This is a genomic window from Desulforapulum autotrophicum HRM2 (genome assembly GCF_000020365.1).
Classification (GTDB): Bacteria; Desulfobacterota; Desulfobacteria; order Desulfobacterales; family Desulfobacteraceae; genus Desulforapulum; species Desulforapulum autotrophicum.
Map to the genome: position 1 here is coordinate 264,983 of NC_012108.1, position 16,148 is coordinate 281,130.

Consider the following 16,148-nt stretch of genomic DNA (forward strand, 5'->3'; position numbering starts at 1 on the left):
AGTAGGAGTGAAAAGGTTACAAATTAAACAATATCTTTTCACTATTTCGGTGGGACATAATGGCCATTGCCGTGTTCAGCAGCTTAAAAAGGTATCAGCGTTTTTTTCTGATATACATCCGTTTATCGACCCTGGCAACGACATCGTCCTGTTGATCCATGATCTCGACGGGGTATTGGGGCATGTATTTTTCACCGCCTGCTGTTTTTTCCATGATATCGGATAGCATAGCATCGGTAATGCGGAATTCGGCGGTCATGGTCCCCCTGCCAGGTTTGATGAAATCAATGGTAGCGGCCTTATCCCATACCACATAGTCTGGACCCAGAATAGGAATCAACATCAGCATGTAAAAGGGGTCCACCATGGCGTAGAGGGAGCCGCCAAAGTGAGTATTGACGTAGTTCCGATTGTACCAGCGGCGTTGCATTACGACCTTGATGTAGCGGTATTCCCTGGAAATGGCTCTGACACGGATTCCCGTGCCCCAATAGGGCGGGTAGATGTTCATGAGGAGCTTGAAGGTTGATGCTTTCATTGCATCCTCTCCTGGTGGGTGATGCTTGTTCTGGGGAAACACATAATCCAGGGAAATCCTTAGAATTTTAAATTTATCCTTGCCACAACAGCCCATTGGCGTGGTATTTATGTCAAAAGCATACGGATGTGCACGGGTTTGTCAAGAATAATTGTTTTACACACTGGTCAATGGCCAAAGCAATAAAGGTAAATGTTTCATGGGTACCCTTAAATTAATAGCCGGATCTTTGATTGTTCTGATGTTTGTGTCTGCCATTTCTCTTTCCATCGGGCTGATTTTTCTGGGTCTGGAATCTGTCCCCCTTGTAACTCTTGATCGAGAACTGAAACAGGAGGACATCGGGAGAATAAAAAAAATCATTCAACAGAATGATCCCCGCAGATTAAAGGATGGACAGGTGAAAAAAATCACCATCCAACAGGAGGAATTGAACCTTGTACTGGATTATGCCCTGGTATCCCTGGATGCCAGGATGGGTGCCCAGGTCGTCCTGAATGTTGAATCGGCAAAGATTCAGGTATGCATGGAACTTCCCGGAAGGCTTTCGGGTAAATACGTGAACCTGGCGGCACGACTTTCGTTCAAAGGCAGACAAACAACCATAACCTGCATGAAATTGGGAAAATTGCCAGTTCCGGTTTTTTGGGTCAACCCTGCCATTGCGCTGGGGTATCCTTTTTTTAAATCCACGGCCTGGTTTAAGACCGTGGGTGAAGTCATTGATTCAATCCGGGTCATTGAACCGGGTGATCGAAAGGTTAGCCTGGAATTTCAATGGGACCGGGGTGTTGCGAAACGGTTTCAGAATCAGGCCAGGGACTTGATCCTCTCTCCTTCGGAGAGGAATCGAATTAGATTCTATTCCGTGGAAATTGCCCGCATTTCCCACTCATTCAATAAACCCACACTCTCAGTATCAGCGTATTTTCAACCCCTTTTTGCAACGGCTCTGGAGCGAAGTCGGGCAGGTGAACCCCCAGGACCGGAAAACCGTGCCCTGGTGTTCAGCCTGACCCTCTATGTCATGAATTGGTCCGAGAAAATTCTCACCGGAGATCCTGGAGAGGCTGCTCTGCCCAAAGCTGCAAGGCAGACCCTGACCCTGGTGGGCCGAAGTGATCTTACCCAGCATTTTTTGATCTCAGCCGCCATTGCTGCAGGTTCAAACAGCGGGCTGTCATCCATTGTGGGCGTATTCAAGGAGATGGAGGACTCAAGGGGAGGGACTGGGTTCAGCTTTGCAGATCTTGCTGCAGACAGGGCCGGGATCGCCTTTGCCAAGCTGGCCGTTGCTGACAGTGACCAGGCCCGTGCCCTTCAGATATCCATGGCTCGAATTCGCCGTGAATCTGAATTTATGCCCCCCATTGACCATCTTCCCGAAGGGATCATGGAACTAGAGTTTAAACATACATACCATGACTTAAACTCCAGGGAATATGCCCTGGTTGAAGCGGAGATTACCCGGAGAATTGAAGGTTGCAAAATCCATGGTCAGGACTGATGCCTGATCTGGCCGTTCAGGTTAATCTTGTTTTTGATCTTGATTTCAGGGCTGAAGGATTTAAATCTTCTTCCTGTTCCATGGGCAGATAAGGGCCATGGAAACAATAAAATCCGATAACAGAGGTGAACGGGAACAGGTTTTACCCGAAGCGGGTTAAATGGCAGCGGTCAGCATGGACGCTGAAGGAGCTACCATTTCCCTCGCAGCAGCCCATGGACGGGCTGCGAGAATGAGCCTAGGGTTATACCTGTTCCCGTTCGCCGGACTTATATGAGTTTCATGTAAAAAAGCTACCCGCACAGGTAGAAAGATCTTGTGTCTGTGTGTGCTTGTTGGGAACGGGGGAATCAAAAGCATGGGGATGACAACGGTTCCCGGACAGGGTCAGACCGTGGTCACGGGTTTGATCTTGACGGGGATACCGGCCACCATCCAGACGACACGGTCCGCAACAGAGGCGATTCGCTGGTTGACAAATCCAGCCAAATCCCTGAATTGTCTGGCCAGTGCATTTTCCGGAACAATCCCGGCACCCACCTCATTGGAGACCAGAATTACGGGGCAGCAGGCGCGGCCAAGGCTTGATGCAAGGGCCTGGAGTTTGAGTTCGATGGCAGGTTGGTCAAGGTTGTTAAACATAAGATTTGATGTCCACAGGGTGAGGCAGTCCACCAATATCACGTCCGATGACCCTGATTTTTCGTCAATGATGTTTGCAATCTCCAGGGGTTCTTCTGCCGTTATCCAGCTGTTTCCCCTTTCCTGCTGGTGCTTGATCACCCGGTTTTCCATCTCCGAATCCGTGGGAACGGAGGTTGCAATGAAAAGTTTTCTTGTGCCGGAGAGGGCGTTTGCCAGACCAAGGGCATGGCTGCTTTTCCCACTGCGGCATCCGCCAATTACCAAAGTTATCATTGTTTTTGTCCTGTTTTTGTTCGGTTATGCTGAAATCTGTCTGCCCGCTCTGACCCCCGTGGCATCCAGGAGCTGTCCAAGGTTGACGTAGCGTTCAAAATGGTCTTTGAGCTGGGCATAATTCTGCTCTTTTGACGGGACGTTCGACAGGTCAATATCCTTGATGCCGGCCATGTTCAGCCATTTTTTAAGGATAAGCGGGGTGTCGAACAGGCCGTGCATGTAAGTGCCTGCCACCTGGCCATTGTCGGCGATGCATCCGTCAAAATCAGTGCATGGTTGTTGATTTCTGGAAATTAACGTGAAAAATGCCGAACCTGCGGTTCTTTGGGTTTCACCCATGTGGATTTCATACCCCTCGCCTGGGATAGTGTCCCACTCAAAGGCACTCAAGGTGGTTGTTTTAGGTGCCTGGAGGATGGTCTTTACAGGCAGAAGACCCAGTCCTCGGGTGGTGCCGGGATCTCCTTCCAACCCCTGGGGATCTTCAATGGCCGTGCCCAGCATCTGATAGCCGCCGCAGATGCCAAGCAGGCAGCCCTGATTTTTAACATGGGTCTGGATGCTTTCCTCCCAGCAGCTGCTCCTGAGCCAGTCCATGTCGGCCCGGGTGTTTTTGGATCCGGGAATGATCACGGCCTTGAACACGGAAAGGTCTCCGGGTCTGTCTACAAAGGCGAGTTCAATCCCGTCGATACTTGCCAGGGTGTGGAAGTCGGTAAAGTTGGAGATATGGGGCAGGCGAATCACACCAATGGCCGGTTTTTTCCTGTCCAGGGCGGTGATCGATGGGCAGCATTCGATCTCCACGGAATCCTCAGCATCAATCCTGAAATGGGAGTACCAGGGAAGCACGCCAAACACCGGTTTTCCCGTTTGTTTTTCAATCCACTCGATACCGTCCCTGAAAAGGGTAATATCCCCCCGGAACCGGTTGATGATAAATCCCTTGACCATGTCCCGAAAGGCATCGGGAAGGCAGGCCAGGGTGCCGACAATCTGGCCGAATACGCCTCCCCGGTGAATGTCTGCCACAAGTATCACAGGGGCCTTTGCGTGGGCTGCCATGGGAAAATTAACAATGTCCGAAGGCATGAGGTTCACCTCTGCACAGGAACCTGCTCCTTCCATGACCACAAGATCGTAACGGCTTTTAAGCCGGTCATAGGCCAGGCAGGATTCCTTGAAGTAGAGCTCTTTTTTCCGGTGGTAGTCAAGGGCTGTTGCATTGGCAAAGGCCCTTCCATTGAGCACCACCTGGCACCCCATCTCGCCCGTGGGTTTCAGCAGCACCGGGTTCATGTCCACATGGGGAACGATTCTTGCGGCCTGGGCCTGGACAATCTGAGCCCTGCCCATCTCAAGTCCCTCGGGGGTGATTCCGGAGTTGTTGGACATGTTCTGGGATTTGAAGGGTGCTACCCCCACGCCCCGATCGGCCAGGGATCTGCAAAGGGCAGCATTGACAATGCTTTTTCCCACATCAGAACCGGTTCCAAATACGGCAATGGCGTCTGTTTTTTTCATTTTTCGATCCCGGTCCTTGCCTTGACCCCGTTCTTATAATAGTGCTTGATCTCCCGCATTTCGGTTACCAGGTCTGCTCGATCCATCACCCTGGGGGTGGCCCCCCGGCCCGTGATCACAAGTTCCACGTGGTCGGGTTTGAGATCCATGAGCTTTAAAATATCGTTTTCGGAAAACAATCCGCACATCACAGCAACATTACCCTCTTCCACCACCACCACATCGTACTGGCCCTGGGTCAGAACCTCGACCACACGCTCATAGCCCTTTTTGCCCGCTTCGATGTCCTCGGGTGAGGGTTTGCCTTTGACAAAACGGCCAAGGCCGTATTGTTCGACGGTGATCAGCTCTGAAAATCGTTCCAGGGCCTTGATTTCAGAATAGTCGCCCTGTTTGAGAAACTGAACGATAAAAACCTTGAGTCCTGCGCCTGCGGCCCTGACGCTCAGCCCCAGTGATGCTGTGGTTTTTCCTTTTCCGTTGCCCGTATAAACCTGAACATATCCCTTCATTTTTCATCTCCCTTTTTAGAGTTTGTACTTACCCGAGTATCCCCTGGGAGTATACATGAAGTCAAGGTATTCAACCGACGCCTTGTTACCTACAAAGAGGACAGTCTGCATCCCCACTTCGGCCTGGTCCAGATCCTTGAGGGGAACTACTGAAACCTTCTGGCCGTCGCGCATGGCCGCAGTCACAACTCCCACCGGGGTGTTTTCATTCCTGTGCTCGAGGATCAGGTCCCTTGCCCGGTTGAGCTGCCAGTCTCTTTTTTTGCTCTTGGGGTTGTAGATGGCAATGACAAAATCCGCCGAAGCCGCTGCTGTTATCCGTTGCTCAATGGTCTCCCAGGGGGTGAGAAGATCGCTCAGGCTGATGGCGCAGAAATCGTGGGTCAGGGGTGCTCCCACCAGGGATGCCCCGGCTGCAAGGGCCGGAATTCCCGGGACCACCTCGATTTCGAGGATGTTTTCCCTATGATCTCCATGGTGTGGGGTTCCGTGGCGGACCAGGTGAATCCCCTTTTTCTGACACATTTCAAACACCAGGCCTGCCATGGCATAGATGCCGGCATCTCCCCCGGATATCAGGGCACAGGTTTTACCGGTAAGGGCCTCGGCAATGGCCTGTTCGACCCTGTCTACCTCCTTGGTCATGCCCGTTGCAATGGTCTTCTTGTCCTTGATCAGCGGTTGGATCAGGTCCATATATGTGGTATAGCCCGCAACGGCATCTGCCTGTTCCAACAGGTCAATGGCCCTGCCTGCCATGTAGTTTACATCCCCGGGGCCGGTCCCGATGACAAACAGTCGATTTGTTTTCGTGCCACGGCAAGGGTCACATTTCCCTGTTTCATTTTTGGCACAATGAGGTTCCCGTTGTTTGACGCCAGAATCGCTGCTGCTTCGCATACGCTTTTTACTCCCAAATGTTTTTCCACCATTTTTGATGGATTTTCAATCGTGGTTACCGAGTTAAGAGTCGGTTTGTCATAAAATTTAATATCCCGGCCAAGAGTGTGTGCAAGGGATAGGATTCCCTGTTCGTCCTGCTTTACCTCGGTGGTTCCAATGGTAAAGATCGATGACCGGGATAGTCCTTTTAGCCGTAACATTTGATCCAGAAATGCCTGGATCTCGTCCAGGGATGTGCCCCTGTTACACCCGATGCCCAGGGCCAGGATCTGTGGTCGAAGTACAAGGGTTTCACGTGGAACGTTTTCCGTCGTGTCCGTGCACACCACCGAGGGCCTGTCTTTTTCCGGGATCCCGGTGGTTAAAATGGCCAGTCCATGGGGGATGTGGGGCATTACCAAACCATAGGGGTCGTGGACCTCAACGGGTTCTCCCTGAAGAAATGCCATATTGATGGTCTTGATGGCTTCTGGGTTTTCAATGGCAAGGTTTCCCGCCTTTGCCACAAGATCAATGGCTGGAAGTTGGTTGACATCCGTGGCCGTGGTGATGATTGGTCTTGCATGGATCATGGCTGCAACGGTACGGGCAAGGTCATTGGCCCCCCCCAGATGACCGGAAACAAGGCTGATGGCGTTGATTCCCCTGTCATCCACCACCACAACGGCAGGGTCATGACACTTTGATCTTAACAGCGGGGCTATGACTCGAACTGCAATGCCTGTTGAAAAAATAAAAATATGGGAATCATACCCATGAAACTGCTCCTGAACGGTCTGGGTAAGGGTTTGAAATCCCATGGCACCCTCTGGACAACCGGGAAGTGACGCAAGTTTTGTGGTGACAAAAAGATCGACCCCCTGGCTGTCTTCCTGAGTTCTTCTGGTATATGGCCCAGGAGGGTTAGCCCGGGAATCAAGGGGGTGATTTGCTGCAAAGGCCCGTGCAAGGCGACCGCCGAGTTTTATGCCGTTGGGGGTGATGGCCCATACGGCAACCCTGCCTTGATTGCGGGTCTGCATCTTTTTTTCCTCCCGGGTCATTTTTTTTCCCGAAAACCGTGGGTGAACCCGGCATCATAGAGCTTTGAGGCGATGACCTCTCCTTTGTCCCTTGCCACGGCCACGGCATCTCCAACAAGGATCAGGGCCTGGCTTTTGATGTTCTGGGTCTCAACGGTATGACTGAGGTGTGCCAATGTGGTATAGATAATTCGTTCCTGGGGGTGACCGATCTTATAGGCGATGGCACACACACCGTCCTCTCCATAGTGCCGACTGAGGATTTCCTGGACCCGTTTCACGTGGACAATGGAAAGATAGATGGCCATGGAGCTGTGGTGGGCCGCCAGAAGATCAAGATCCTCCTGGTCAGGCACCGGGGTCCTTCCTGAAATCCGGGTTAATATAAGGGTTTGAGTCACCTCGGGCAGGGTGTATTCCATGCCCATGGCAGCGGCGGCGGCAAAGGCTGCGGTGACCCCGGGGATCACCTCATAGGGGATATAACAGCGATCCAGTTCCCTCATCTGTTCGAAAATAGCACCATAGAGGGAGGGGTCTCCGGTGTGGAGTCGAACAATTTTCTGGCCTTGCCCATGGGCCTGCTGTATCATGTTAATGATGTCGCCAAGGTCCATGGCCGCGCTGTTGACGGCCTGTGCATCGGCCCGTTTCCACTTGAGCAGGGCCTCGGGTACAAGGGAGCCTGCATAGATGATGAGGTCTGCTCCAGCAAGGGCCGTCTGGCCCTTGACTGTGATGAGGTCCGGATCTCCCGGGCCTGCACCTGCAAAAATGACGGGGTTGGTTTCCGTGGTCATGGTTGATGGTTTCCTTTTGTTTTTTCTCCTGAAATAATCCATACCGGGTTTAAGGCCGCCAGGCGTTCTCCAACGGGCATGGGCTTTGATTTGGATACCTGTATCTGGACAAGTTCGGCAGCGAACCCCATCTGTCTGAGCAGGTCAAGCACCGGTGTTGTGTGTTGGATCAGCACCGTGTTGACCACCATTACACCCTTTGATTTAAGCCTTCGCCCTGCCTGTTCAACGATTTTTAAAAGATCCTGGCCGCCACCGCCGATGAAGATCCGGTCCGGGTCAGGCAGATCGACCATGACGTCAAGGGTGTTTCCCTGGACCACGGACAGGTTGTTTGCCTGGAACTGTTGTCTGTTTGCCCGGATGTCTGAAATTCTGGAAGCATTTTTTTCCACGGCCACCACCTTTCCCCGGGGAACAAACAAAGCAGCCTCAATGCCCACAGATCCGGATCCGGCACCCAGATCCCAGACCACATGGTCCTTTGCCCAAAGGCGCAGCTTCGAAATGGAGATGCTCCGAACTTCCGATTTGGTGATCAGTCCCCGTTCATGGACGAACATGGTGTCGGGCATTCCAGGCCAGAGGAGCGGACACGATGATTGTTTTGGCCTCCCATGGCAGGGCTCCTTTTTTCCCTTCAGAATAACCACATTGGGCATGGCAAATTCAATGTTGGCAACGGCCGCCATGTCCTCGTGCCAGGAGATGGTCTGGTCGGTGGAACCCAGGCGTTCCAGTACGCATAACCTGAAGCCCGTAAGGTTGTTTTCAATGAGACGGTCTGCGATCCAGCCTGGGGTTCTTGTGTGGTCCGTGAGTATCCCGATTTTGTTGCAGGTTGTGAACATTGCCATCAGGTCCCGAGGCTCTCTTCCGTGGAGGCTGATCAAAAGGGCATCGTGCCAGGGTTCCTTGATGGCACTGAAGGCCGCCCCAAGGGATGAGATGTTCGGGTAGATGGTGACAGACGCTTGCCCAAGGGCCTGTACCAGGGTTGACCCGATGCCGAAAAACAGGGGGTCGCCTGAAGCCAGGACCACAATGCGTTCGTCGGCCATACGTTGCTTGATGGCGGTCACCACATTGTCTATTTTCCCTGTGATGGTCAGGCTTGCCTTGTTCAGGGAATGGAAAATTTCCAGGTGCCGTCGGCCTCCGACCAGGAGGTCAGCCTTTTCAATTATCTGTCTGTGGTAGGAGGTCAGGTCATGTTCGCTCAGCCCCATGCCGATGATTTCAACACCCATCATGCCACCCCATAGTAAATCAATCCAACGATAATGATGCTGGTGATCCGGAAAAACTGGCCGCTCACCAACAGTGAAAGCCCCATTTTTGGGGAAAAGATACCCATGTAGCGGGGTATCTGGTGGCGCAGTGCCCGAAGGGGAAAGGCGATCACGTTTCCCATGAGAAGGGCGATAACGGTCTGCTTTGTGGTCAGCACCCCGGCATTCATTAGTGCGCCTGCTGCAGCAAACCCGGAGGTAAACTCGGCGGCAAAACTGAGAACCACAACAGAGAGGGATTCCACCGGCATGAACGACAGGGTGAGGGTGTGGGAAACCGTCTGGTTCAAAAATTCAAAGAATCCGTTGGTGTTGAGCACAAAAACCAGGGTGTAAATGGGCAGGACATACACGGCAATGCCCATGATGCGACTGGGAAGTTTTGTCCTGATCCCATTGAGGACTTCTTGTGCTCCTGGCCTTTCCCCGGCCCTTTCTTCCGGGTTGTTTTCCGGGATTAATCCGGTTTTGGATGCAAGGGGTTTGTACCAGAATCCGAAGACAAGAAAGCAGAGGGTTCTTAACAGGGTGGCGCTGAAGGTGAGCAGAAAATAAAAAATCCCTGCCCTTCCGGTGAGGGGCACCACGATAAAAAAGGTGGTCGGCAGATGGAGAAAAAAGGCCGGCAGCTGGTTAATATAGTTGGTGAGAAAGAGCTGGGCTTTGGTGATCTTTTTTTGTTTGAAAAATTCGAGCAGCATGGCGTTGGCGGCAACCCCCGAGACAAAGGCTGCAGTAAAGGCTGCGCTGCAACGGTTTCCCAGGTTTGAGAATCTGAAAAAGGGCCGGGCAACAACAGAGAGTTGCCGGGTCCACCCGGTTGCCTCGATCACCTGGCCTGCGGCAAGCCCCAGGGTGATGAATACCATGAGCCGAAAAAGGGGGAAGAAAAGTCTGTTCACAAGGGTGGCTGTGTCCACAGGGCGACCTGTGGACAGACCTCCGCCCACGAGCATAAGCGTGATTATCAGTGAGACAGCCAGCTGTTTTTTCTGATTCTTCTTTTTTTTCATTTTCCAGCCAGGATAAGGGTCCAGTAGTCGGGTTTCCTTGCCTCAAGGTCAGTGAGGTCATGGATGATTTTTTCCCCGTCCCGGCCACACTTGGAAACGGCCACGGCCTTTTCCATCATGCCTGCATCCTGAAGGGCCGTGTTGATGTCTGCGGTGTTTTTATATGCCTTGAGCAGCACCACGTTTTCAACACCGTCCATGCTCTTTCTCAAGGGTTCTCCCCCATAGGCGCCCGAGGTGATGAGCAGCGACTCTTCCGCCTCAACCAGGGTTCGGTTGAGCCTTGCCGCAGCCGCATGGAACGAGGTGATTCCCGGAATGGTTTCCACCACAGCATGGGGCATTACGGCTTTAAGGCTTTTGAGCACATATCCGTAGGTCGAGTAGGTCATGGGGTCTCCCAGGGTGAGAAAGGCTGCTTTTTTGCCCTGTTCCAGAACGGCGGCAATCTTGCGGGCGTTGTTGTCCCAGGCGGCTTTGGACTCGACCTTGTCCTTTATCATGGGAAAGGAGAGGGAACAGATATCGGTCCCCTTTGTGATATGGGGCCGGGCGATTTCCACGGCCAGACTGTAGCTGTTTTTGGTGGATGCCGCCGTAAAAATGACATCGGCCTCATTAATGGTTCGTACGGCCTTGAGTGTCAAAAGTTCTGGGTCCCCGGGACCGACTCCTATGCCGAAAAGTTTACCGGTTGTGCTCATGTGTTGTTTTCCTTGTTAAACATGGTGAAGGAAACGGACCTGTCCGGGTCCGTGTCTCTCCGGATTTCAGAATGCTTTCCTCTTCTCCTGGATCAGGGCGTCCGAGTTCCTGGGATCCAGGGCGCCGAAGATGTCAGGATAGAGGATTTCTCCAATGGTTTTAATTCCCTGCAACAGCCTGAATCCAGGCCGTGATACAATTTGTTCGTCGATCAGGTAAATTGCGTTGTTTTTTACGGCCTTGATCATGGCAAAGCCGGGCTCAGTCTCTATGGTTTCACGGGAAACAGGATTCATCTCTCCCTGTTGGGCAAGAAACACGTCAATTTTGTCTGCATGGGCAAGAATTTGTTCTTTGCCGTAGTTGCCGATATTTGTTCCCCTGGACGCCCTGGCATCTTTTGCAACATTGATTCCGCCTGCAACCTCCAGGGCAAAAAGGGCCATGGAACCAGGAGTAAAGGTTTTCATTTTTGAATGAATGGCTTCAAAGTAGACCTGTTTTTTTGGTGCTATGCCCTTGGTAAGGGCCCGAAACCCGGCTACCTGGTGTTTGAAATCAGCGACCATTGCCCCTGCCTGTTCATTCCTGCCGGTGAGTCGTCCAAGGGTGGTCCAGTAATCATACATTCCTTCAACGTCAGCGGGCTGGAGTGATACTACGGTGATACCCGAGCGTTCAAGCTGCTGGATGAGCCTGGAACAGCCTCTTTCGATCATGGGGCGGATCAAAATAAGGTCGGGCCTTGCCCCGAGAAATTTTTCAGGACCATCGTGGGCGGAAAACCAGGGGGTGGTTGAAAATCGAGGGTCGTGGATGTCGCTGCGAGAGACCCCGATGATTTCCCGGTCAAGGCCCAGAAAAACTAAATTCTCCGTGTGTGCCCCATACAGTGAGATGATCCTTGAAAAAGGTCGCTCAAATATCAGGGTCCGGCCGTTTTGGTCAACCACCCGTTGTGCTCCAAGGACAGGTGCCAGGTTTGAGAGGACCATGAAAAGGCTCAGCCATAGGGCGGTTTTTATTCTGCTGATATCTTTATTCAAGGTATCCCGCCTTGAAACTGGCCTGCCTTGCCCTGGAATAGGGGTTGAACTCAACCCGGGATTCCACCTCAAACACCTGCCGCACCATCTCCTCGTCCAGAACATCATCTGTTTGACCGGCGGCAATGATTCGGCCCTGCTTCATGAATACAAGGCTGTCAGACCAGGCCGCAGCAAGGTTGATGTCATGGAACACCGACACAACGGTTCTGTTGGATTTGAGTACCTCGGTTTTTACAATGTTTAGCAGGCGCAGGGTGTGGTTGATATCCATGCTGGAAAAGGCCTCGTCCAGAAAGAGCAGGGGGGTCGCCTGGCAAAGGGCCCGGGCCACCACACATCGCTGGCGTTCCCCGCCGCTCAGGCGGTTGATTCTTCGGTTCATGAGTCCCTTGATGCCGGTTCGTTCCATGATTCTGTCGACTATCTGGACATCCTCGCTGCCGGGCCGGGCAAACCTTGCTATATGGGGATGCCGGCCCATCATCACGATCTCTTTGACGGTGAACGGGAAATTGATGTCATACCCCTGGCAGACCAGGGCAATGGCCCTTGCAAGCTGTTTTTGTGTGAAATCATGGATGGATTTTTTTTCGAGCATTATGGTGCCGGTATCGGCCCTGTGGTGGCGGATGAGCAGATCAAGCAGTGTGGTCTTGCCGCAGCCGTTGGGGCCGAGGATGGAATAAAAATATCCTGGCTTTAACCTGAGGTTGATGTCCTGGAGTACCGGCTTCTGGTCGTAGGCGAAACCCAGATTTTGAACAATCATTTCCATTGAATCTTCTATATCTCCTGGCTTTTTTTGAATATCCAGCAGAAGACAGGTCCTCCGATCAGGGCCGTGAGCACGCCAATGGGGATTTCGTGGGGAAGAACAGCCCGGGTAATGGTGTCGGCACCGAGCAGAAGCAGGGATCCTGTGAGTATGGAAACGGGGATGAGTCGTCCATGGTCCGGTCCGGTGATGATTCTTACCATGTGGGGTACCAGCAGCCCGACAAAGCCGATGATGCCGGAAACCGATACGGATACGGCCGCAAGAAGGGAGCCGGTGACGAGCAGAATCAGGGTGACCCGCTGGGTATCAACCCCCAGGCTGGTGGCCGAACGGTCGCCCAGGCAGACCAGGTTGAGGTCCCTTGCAAAGAACAACGAGATGCACAGTCCCGCACCCAGAACCGTCCAGGTCAAGGCCACCTCGCCCCATGTTTTTGATGCAAAGCTGCCCATGAGCCAGAAAATAATGGCAGAGACCTGGTCGTCGGCAAGGTACTTCATGAAGCTGATCCCGGCCGACAGGATAGCTGCAACGATGATACCCGACAGGATCAGGCTGTTCGAGGAAAACCCCCCTCCTTTGTTGCTGCCGGAAAATGAGAGAAACATGACGGCAAAAAGGGTGAGACAGGCACCGGTAAAGGCAGAGAGGGGCACAGACACAAGTGTGGCCCCAAGACTTAAGAGGATGGCAACGCAGGCGCCAAAGGCAGCCCCGGCTGAAACCCCCAGGGTGTAGGGATCGGCAAGGGGGTTGAGGAGAATACCCTGGAACAGCACGCCCGACAGGGCAAGGGCGCCGCCAACGGCGGCACACACCAGTATCCGTGGAAGCCTGACATCCATGACAATGGTTTTGACCGTGGCATCAACAGGGCCTGGATCGTTGAAGATTTCTGTCTTGATCAGGGACGCAAGATCTGAGGGCCCGATGTCGACATATCCCATGGATGCAGAAGCAATGACCATCCCGACTAGAAGAAAAGAGAACAGGAGCACCAGAAGCCCTGTTCTCTTCTTCCATATGGCGATAACCGGTAGACTCACTTGCGTGCCATATTCCTATTATATATGATGGAGACTGGGTCTCCATTGTTCCATGTGAAACAGTGTAAACAAAAAAACCCATATCGACATTTAATCGATATGGGATTCCGTATTTATCCTCATCCGCCATTTTAATTGATCCAGCCCAACCGCGCAGGCCCACAAGATCGTCTTATTTCATTCCATATCAGGCAGGTTTTCTGACTTCCGGATCATCTTACTTGCTGTGTCTTCCCATCCCATTAACAATTAATGTCAAGGACAGTGACATTGGACAGCGTTCATTCCCGGTTACAGCGGCGGGTCCGTTCCTGAGTTTCACAGGATTCCCTCTTCATGATGCATAATACCTGAATTTTTATTGACAATAGGACGCCGCTGTTAAAATGTCAATGGAAATATTTTCCCATTTTAATAAAATCATGTTATGGGTAGCCCATGAAAATTTTACACCTGATCAGCCAGATGCCGGATATGACTGGAAGTGGGAAATATCTCCAGGCGGTTGTCAACTGCGCCCGGCAGAGCGGCCATGAAAACTTTCTTGTGGCGGGCGTTCAGGATAATTTCACCCTGGCCCCTGGTCTGATAGACCCTGATTGCTCCCTTTATGTGAACTTCAACACCCCTGCACTTAACTTTCCCATTCCTGGAATGAGTGACGTCATGCCTTATCCCAGTCGGGTATTTGCAACCCTTTCACCATTGGAGCTTCGAAGTTATGAGGTGGCATTCAAAGAGAAAATTGCCGCAGCAGTCCATCAATTTAAGCCGGATTTGATTCACAGTCACCACCTGTGGCAGGTGTCGGCTTTTGCCACCGAGGTTGCACCCGCCATCCCCATGGTTGTCTCCTGCCATGGGACCTGTCTGAGGCAATTGGCCCTGTGTCCCCATTTAAAGGAAAAACCCCTTGAGCTTTCCCAAAAGGTCTCCGGTATCCTTGCCCTGAGCAGGGTCCAGGCCCAGGAGATCATTTCCACCTACCCGGCTGCCCGGGGAAAAACCCATGTGGTGGGTGCAGGGTTTGACCAGCATCTTTTTTTTCCGGTCGCAAAACCTACCCCTCCGCCAGTGGAGATTCTCTATGCGGGGAAACTGTGCCGGGCAAAGGGTGTACCCTGGCTTCTCAAGTCCCTTAAACCCCTGGGCTCACTGCCCTGGCGGCTGCACCTGGCCGGCAGCGGAAGTGGGGAGGAACAACGTACCTGCAAGGAACTTGCGGCTGAGTTCGGTGACCAGGTTTGTCTCCATGGAACCTTGACCCACCCTGAACTTGCCCGCCTCATGGGGCGTACCCATCTGTTTGTTTTGCCCTCATTTTTTGAAGGACTTCCCCTGGTGCTCATGGAGGCCCTTGCCTCTGGCTGCACAATCGTGACCACGGCCCTGCCCGGTACCTGTGAGGTACTCAGCGGGATAACCCCTGGCCGGGTGAAATTTTTGAATCTTCCGCCCCTTGCAACGGTGGATACACCCCATGGGTCGGACCTTCCCCGTCTGGAACAGGCCCTGACCCGGATTCTGGCCAGGATCATTGGGGATTATCTTGAACAAGGGGTATCGGACATGCCGATGAATGATCGCCTGACAGGGGAGTATACATGGGAGAAGGTGTTTGAAAAAATTGAAGCCGTTTACAAAAAGGCCCTTAAAGGGTGACGGCGATGGCGGCAATATCGTCGTGGCACTTGAACCGGGGATATTGTCTGCACATGGGATCTTTGTCTTCAATGGCCCGAATTCGGTCCCTGAGACCATGGAGTCCGAGCCTGAGGTAGTTATTCACCAGATCGTCAAACCGTTTTAGCGGTTCCGGGTCGGGTGTTGGCAGCTGAAGCCCGTCGGTGAACAGGAGAATATGGGCGACCTCTTCCAGGGGTTCAACCCCTGAAAGAATGAAATTTTCTGCTGCCCTTTCTCCGTTGAGCACACCATAGGTACGATTCATTTGCTGCCGTGTCTTTGCAATCTGATGGGCCAGGGCCTGTCCAATGGTGACCGGGCTGGTTTGAGCCATCTGTTTCCAAAGGGAGAGGGTTTCAAAATCGTGGTCCGGCTTTTCTCCGAGTACCCGGTGGGAACCGTCCCCATGGACAAGAATGATACAGGCATCACCGGCCTGAACCCACTCAAGTACCCGGCCGTCTACTTTTGCCACGGCAGCGCTGGTACTCCACAGGTTCTGACGTTCCGAAAGATTTACACCATGGCTGATCATGGTCTCCCATATTTTTTCGTTGGCCTTGCCTGCAAGGATTTCCAGGGATGCTCCGTTTTTTTTAAATACATCGCAGGCCGTTGAAGAGGCAATCTTCCCTCCGGTTTTACAGCCGTCAAACAGGGCCTTGTCAAGACTTGTTGCCCCGTCAAAAACTCCAAAAAGAGATCCCTCCATCACAAGGGCATCTTCGTTGATCCTGCCCGATCCTTTTTCCAGAATGTGCTCGGCTCTCATATTTTCCCTTCATTGGTTGATTAGCTGTAGAGTCAATTATAGGCGTGGAGGTTTTGATGTCAAAGCGATTATATTAATAG

The 16,148-nt window shown here is 52.5% G+C and carries 16 protein-coding genes and 1 riboswitch; of the genes, 2 read left to right on the plus strand and 14 right to left on the minus strand.

What is annotated here, in order from left to right; all coding sequences use genetic code 11:
- Nucleotides 1-94 precede the first annotated feature (94 nt).
- The gene (locus HRM2_RS01070) at nt 95-538 is read right to left on the minus strand and encodes a DUF4442 domain-containing protein (RefSeq protein ID WP_012662592.1); all 444 of its coding nucleotides are present in this window, start codon (nt 536-538) and stop codon (nt 95-97) included.
- Between the two features lie 199 nt (nt 539-737).
- Between HRM2_RS01070 and HRM2_RS01075 the strand changes: the two genes are divergently transcribed.
- A complete protein-coding gene (locus HRM2_RS01075; RefSeq protein WP_012662593.1) occupies nt 738-2,045 on the plus strand; it encodes a hypothetical protein in 1,308 nt (435 codons plus the stop codon).
- Between the two features lie 387 nt (nt 2,046-2,432).
- Here HRM2_RS01075 and cobU read toward each other — a convergent pair whose 3' ends face one another.
- The 12 genes from cobU to HRM2_RS01135 all read right to left on the minus strand — a co-directional run bounded on the left by cobU (nt 2,433) and on the right by HRM2_RS01135 (nt 13,562).
- Nucleotides 2,433-2,963 carry a bifunctional adenosylcobinamide kinase/adenosylcobinamide-phosphate guanylyltransferase gene (cobU, locus tag HRM2_RS01080; protein ID WP_012662594.1) on the minus strand — a complete coding sequence of 177 codons (531 nt, stop codon included), beginning with the start codon at nt 2,961-2,963 and terminating at the stop codon, nt 2,433-2,435.
- Nucleotides 2,964-2,987: 24 nt separating this feature from the next.
- A complete protein-coding gene (locus HRM2_RS01085; protein WP_012662595.1) occupies nt 2,988-4,490 on the minus strand; it encodes a cobyric acid synthase in 1,503 nt (500 codons plus the stop codon).
- Nucleotides 4,487-5,002 (minus strand): cob(I)yrinic acid a,c-diamide adenosyltransferase, encoded by a 516-nt coding sequence (locus tag HRM2_RS01090; protein ID WP_012662596.1) that lies wholly within the window; start codon nt 5,000-5,002, stop codon nt 4,487-4,489. Before HRM2_RS01090 ends, HRM2_RS01085 begins: the two co-directional genes overlap by 4 nt.
- A 15-nt stretch (nt 5,003-5,017) precedes the next feature.
- Nucleotides 5,018-5,761: a precorrin-3B C(17)-methyltransferase gene (gene cobJ / locus HRM2_RS01095; protein ID WP_041272975.1), complete on the minus strand. Its 744-nt coding sequence runs from the start codon at nt 5,759-5,761 to the stop codon at nt 5,018-5,020.
- A gap of 5 nt (nt 5,762-5,766) precedes the next feature.
- Entirely contained in the window at nt 5,767-6,948 is a 1,182-nt protein-coding gene (locus HRM2_RS01100) for a cobalt-precorrin 5A hydrolase (RefSeq protein ID WP_012662598.1), read from the minus strand.
- The gene (gene cobM / locus HRM2_RS01105) at nt 6,945-7,727 is read right to left on the minus strand and encodes a precorrin-4 C(11)-methyltransferase (protein WP_012662599.1); all 783 of its coding nucleotides are present in this window, start codon (nt 7,725-7,727) and stop codon (nt 6,945-6,947) included. The genes HRM2_RS01100 and cobM overlap by 4 nt, the downstream gene beginning before the upstream one ends.
- On the minus strand, nt 7,724-8,980 hold the full coding sequence (locus HRM2_RS01110) for a bifunctional cobalt-precorrin-7 (C(5))-methyltransferase/cobalt-precorrin-6B (C(15))-methyltransferase (protein WP_012662600.1): 1,257 nt from the start codon (nt 8,978-8,980) through the stop codon (nt 7,724-7,726). Before HRM2_RS01110 ends, cobM begins: the two co-directional genes overlap by 4 nt.
- Nucleotides 8,977-10,032: a nucleoside recognition protein gene (locus tag HRM2_RS01115; protein ID WP_012662601.1), complete on the minus strand. Its 1,056-nt coding sequence runs from the start codon at nt 10,030-10,032 to the stop codon at nt 8,977-8,979. Before HRM2_RS01115 ends, HRM2_RS01110 begins: the two co-directional genes overlap by 4 nt.
- On the minus strand, nt 10,029-10,736 hold the full coding sequence (gene cobI / locus HRM2_RS01120) for a precorrin-2 C(20)-methyltransferase (protein ID WP_012662602.1): 708 nt from the start codon (nt 10,734-10,736) through the stop codon (nt 10,029-10,031). The genes HRM2_RS01115 and cobI overlap by 4 nt, the downstream gene beginning before the upstream one ends.
- A gap of 66 nt (nt 10,737-10,802) precedes the next feature.
- Nucleotides 10,803-11,783: an ABC transporter substrate-binding protein gene (locus HRM2_RS01125; protein WP_232364162.1), complete on the minus strand. Its 981-nt coding sequence runs from the start codon at nt 11,781-11,783 to the stop codon at nt 10,803-10,805.
- On the minus strand, nt 11,776-12,561 hold the full coding sequence (locus HRM2_RS01130) for an ABC transporter ATP-binding protein (protein ID WP_012662604.1): 786 nt from the start codon (nt 12,559-12,561) through the stop codon (nt 11,776-11,778). The genes HRM2_RS01125 and HRM2_RS01130 overlap by 8 nt, the downstream gene beginning before the upstream one ends.
- An 8-nt stretch (nt 12,562-12,569) precedes the next feature.
- Nucleotides 12,570-13,562 carry a FecCD family ABC transporter permease gene (locus tag HRM2_RS01135; protein ID WP_012662605.1) on the minus strand — a complete coding sequence of 331 codons (993 nt, stop codon included), beginning with the start codon at nt 13,560-13,562 and terminating at the stop codon, nt 12,570-12,572.
- Nucleotides 13,563-13,783: 221 nt separating this feature from the next.
- Nucleotides 13,784-13,979, minus strand: a riboswitch (cobalamin riboswitch).
- Between the two features lie 69 nt (nt 13,980-14,048).
- Between HRM2_RS01135 and HRM2_RS01140 the strand changes: the two genes are divergently transcribed.
- Nucleotides 14,049-15,272, plus strand: a complete 1,224-nt coding sequence (locus HRM2_RS01140; RefSeq protein WP_012662606.1) for a glycosyltransferase family 4 protein — start codon at nt 14,049-14,051, stop codon at nt 15,270-15,272.
- Here HRM2_RS01140 and HRM2_RS01145 read toward each other — a convergent pair.
- Complete coding sequence (locus HRM2_RS01145; RefSeq protein ID WP_012662607.1) at nt 15,262-16,068, minus strand: protein phosphatase 2C domain-containing protein; 807 nt, start codon at nt 16,066-16,068, stop codon at nt 15,262-15,264. The genes HRM2_RS01140 and HRM2_RS01145 overlap by 11 nt on opposite strands.
- Nucleotides 16,069-16,148 lie beyond the last annotated feature (80 nt).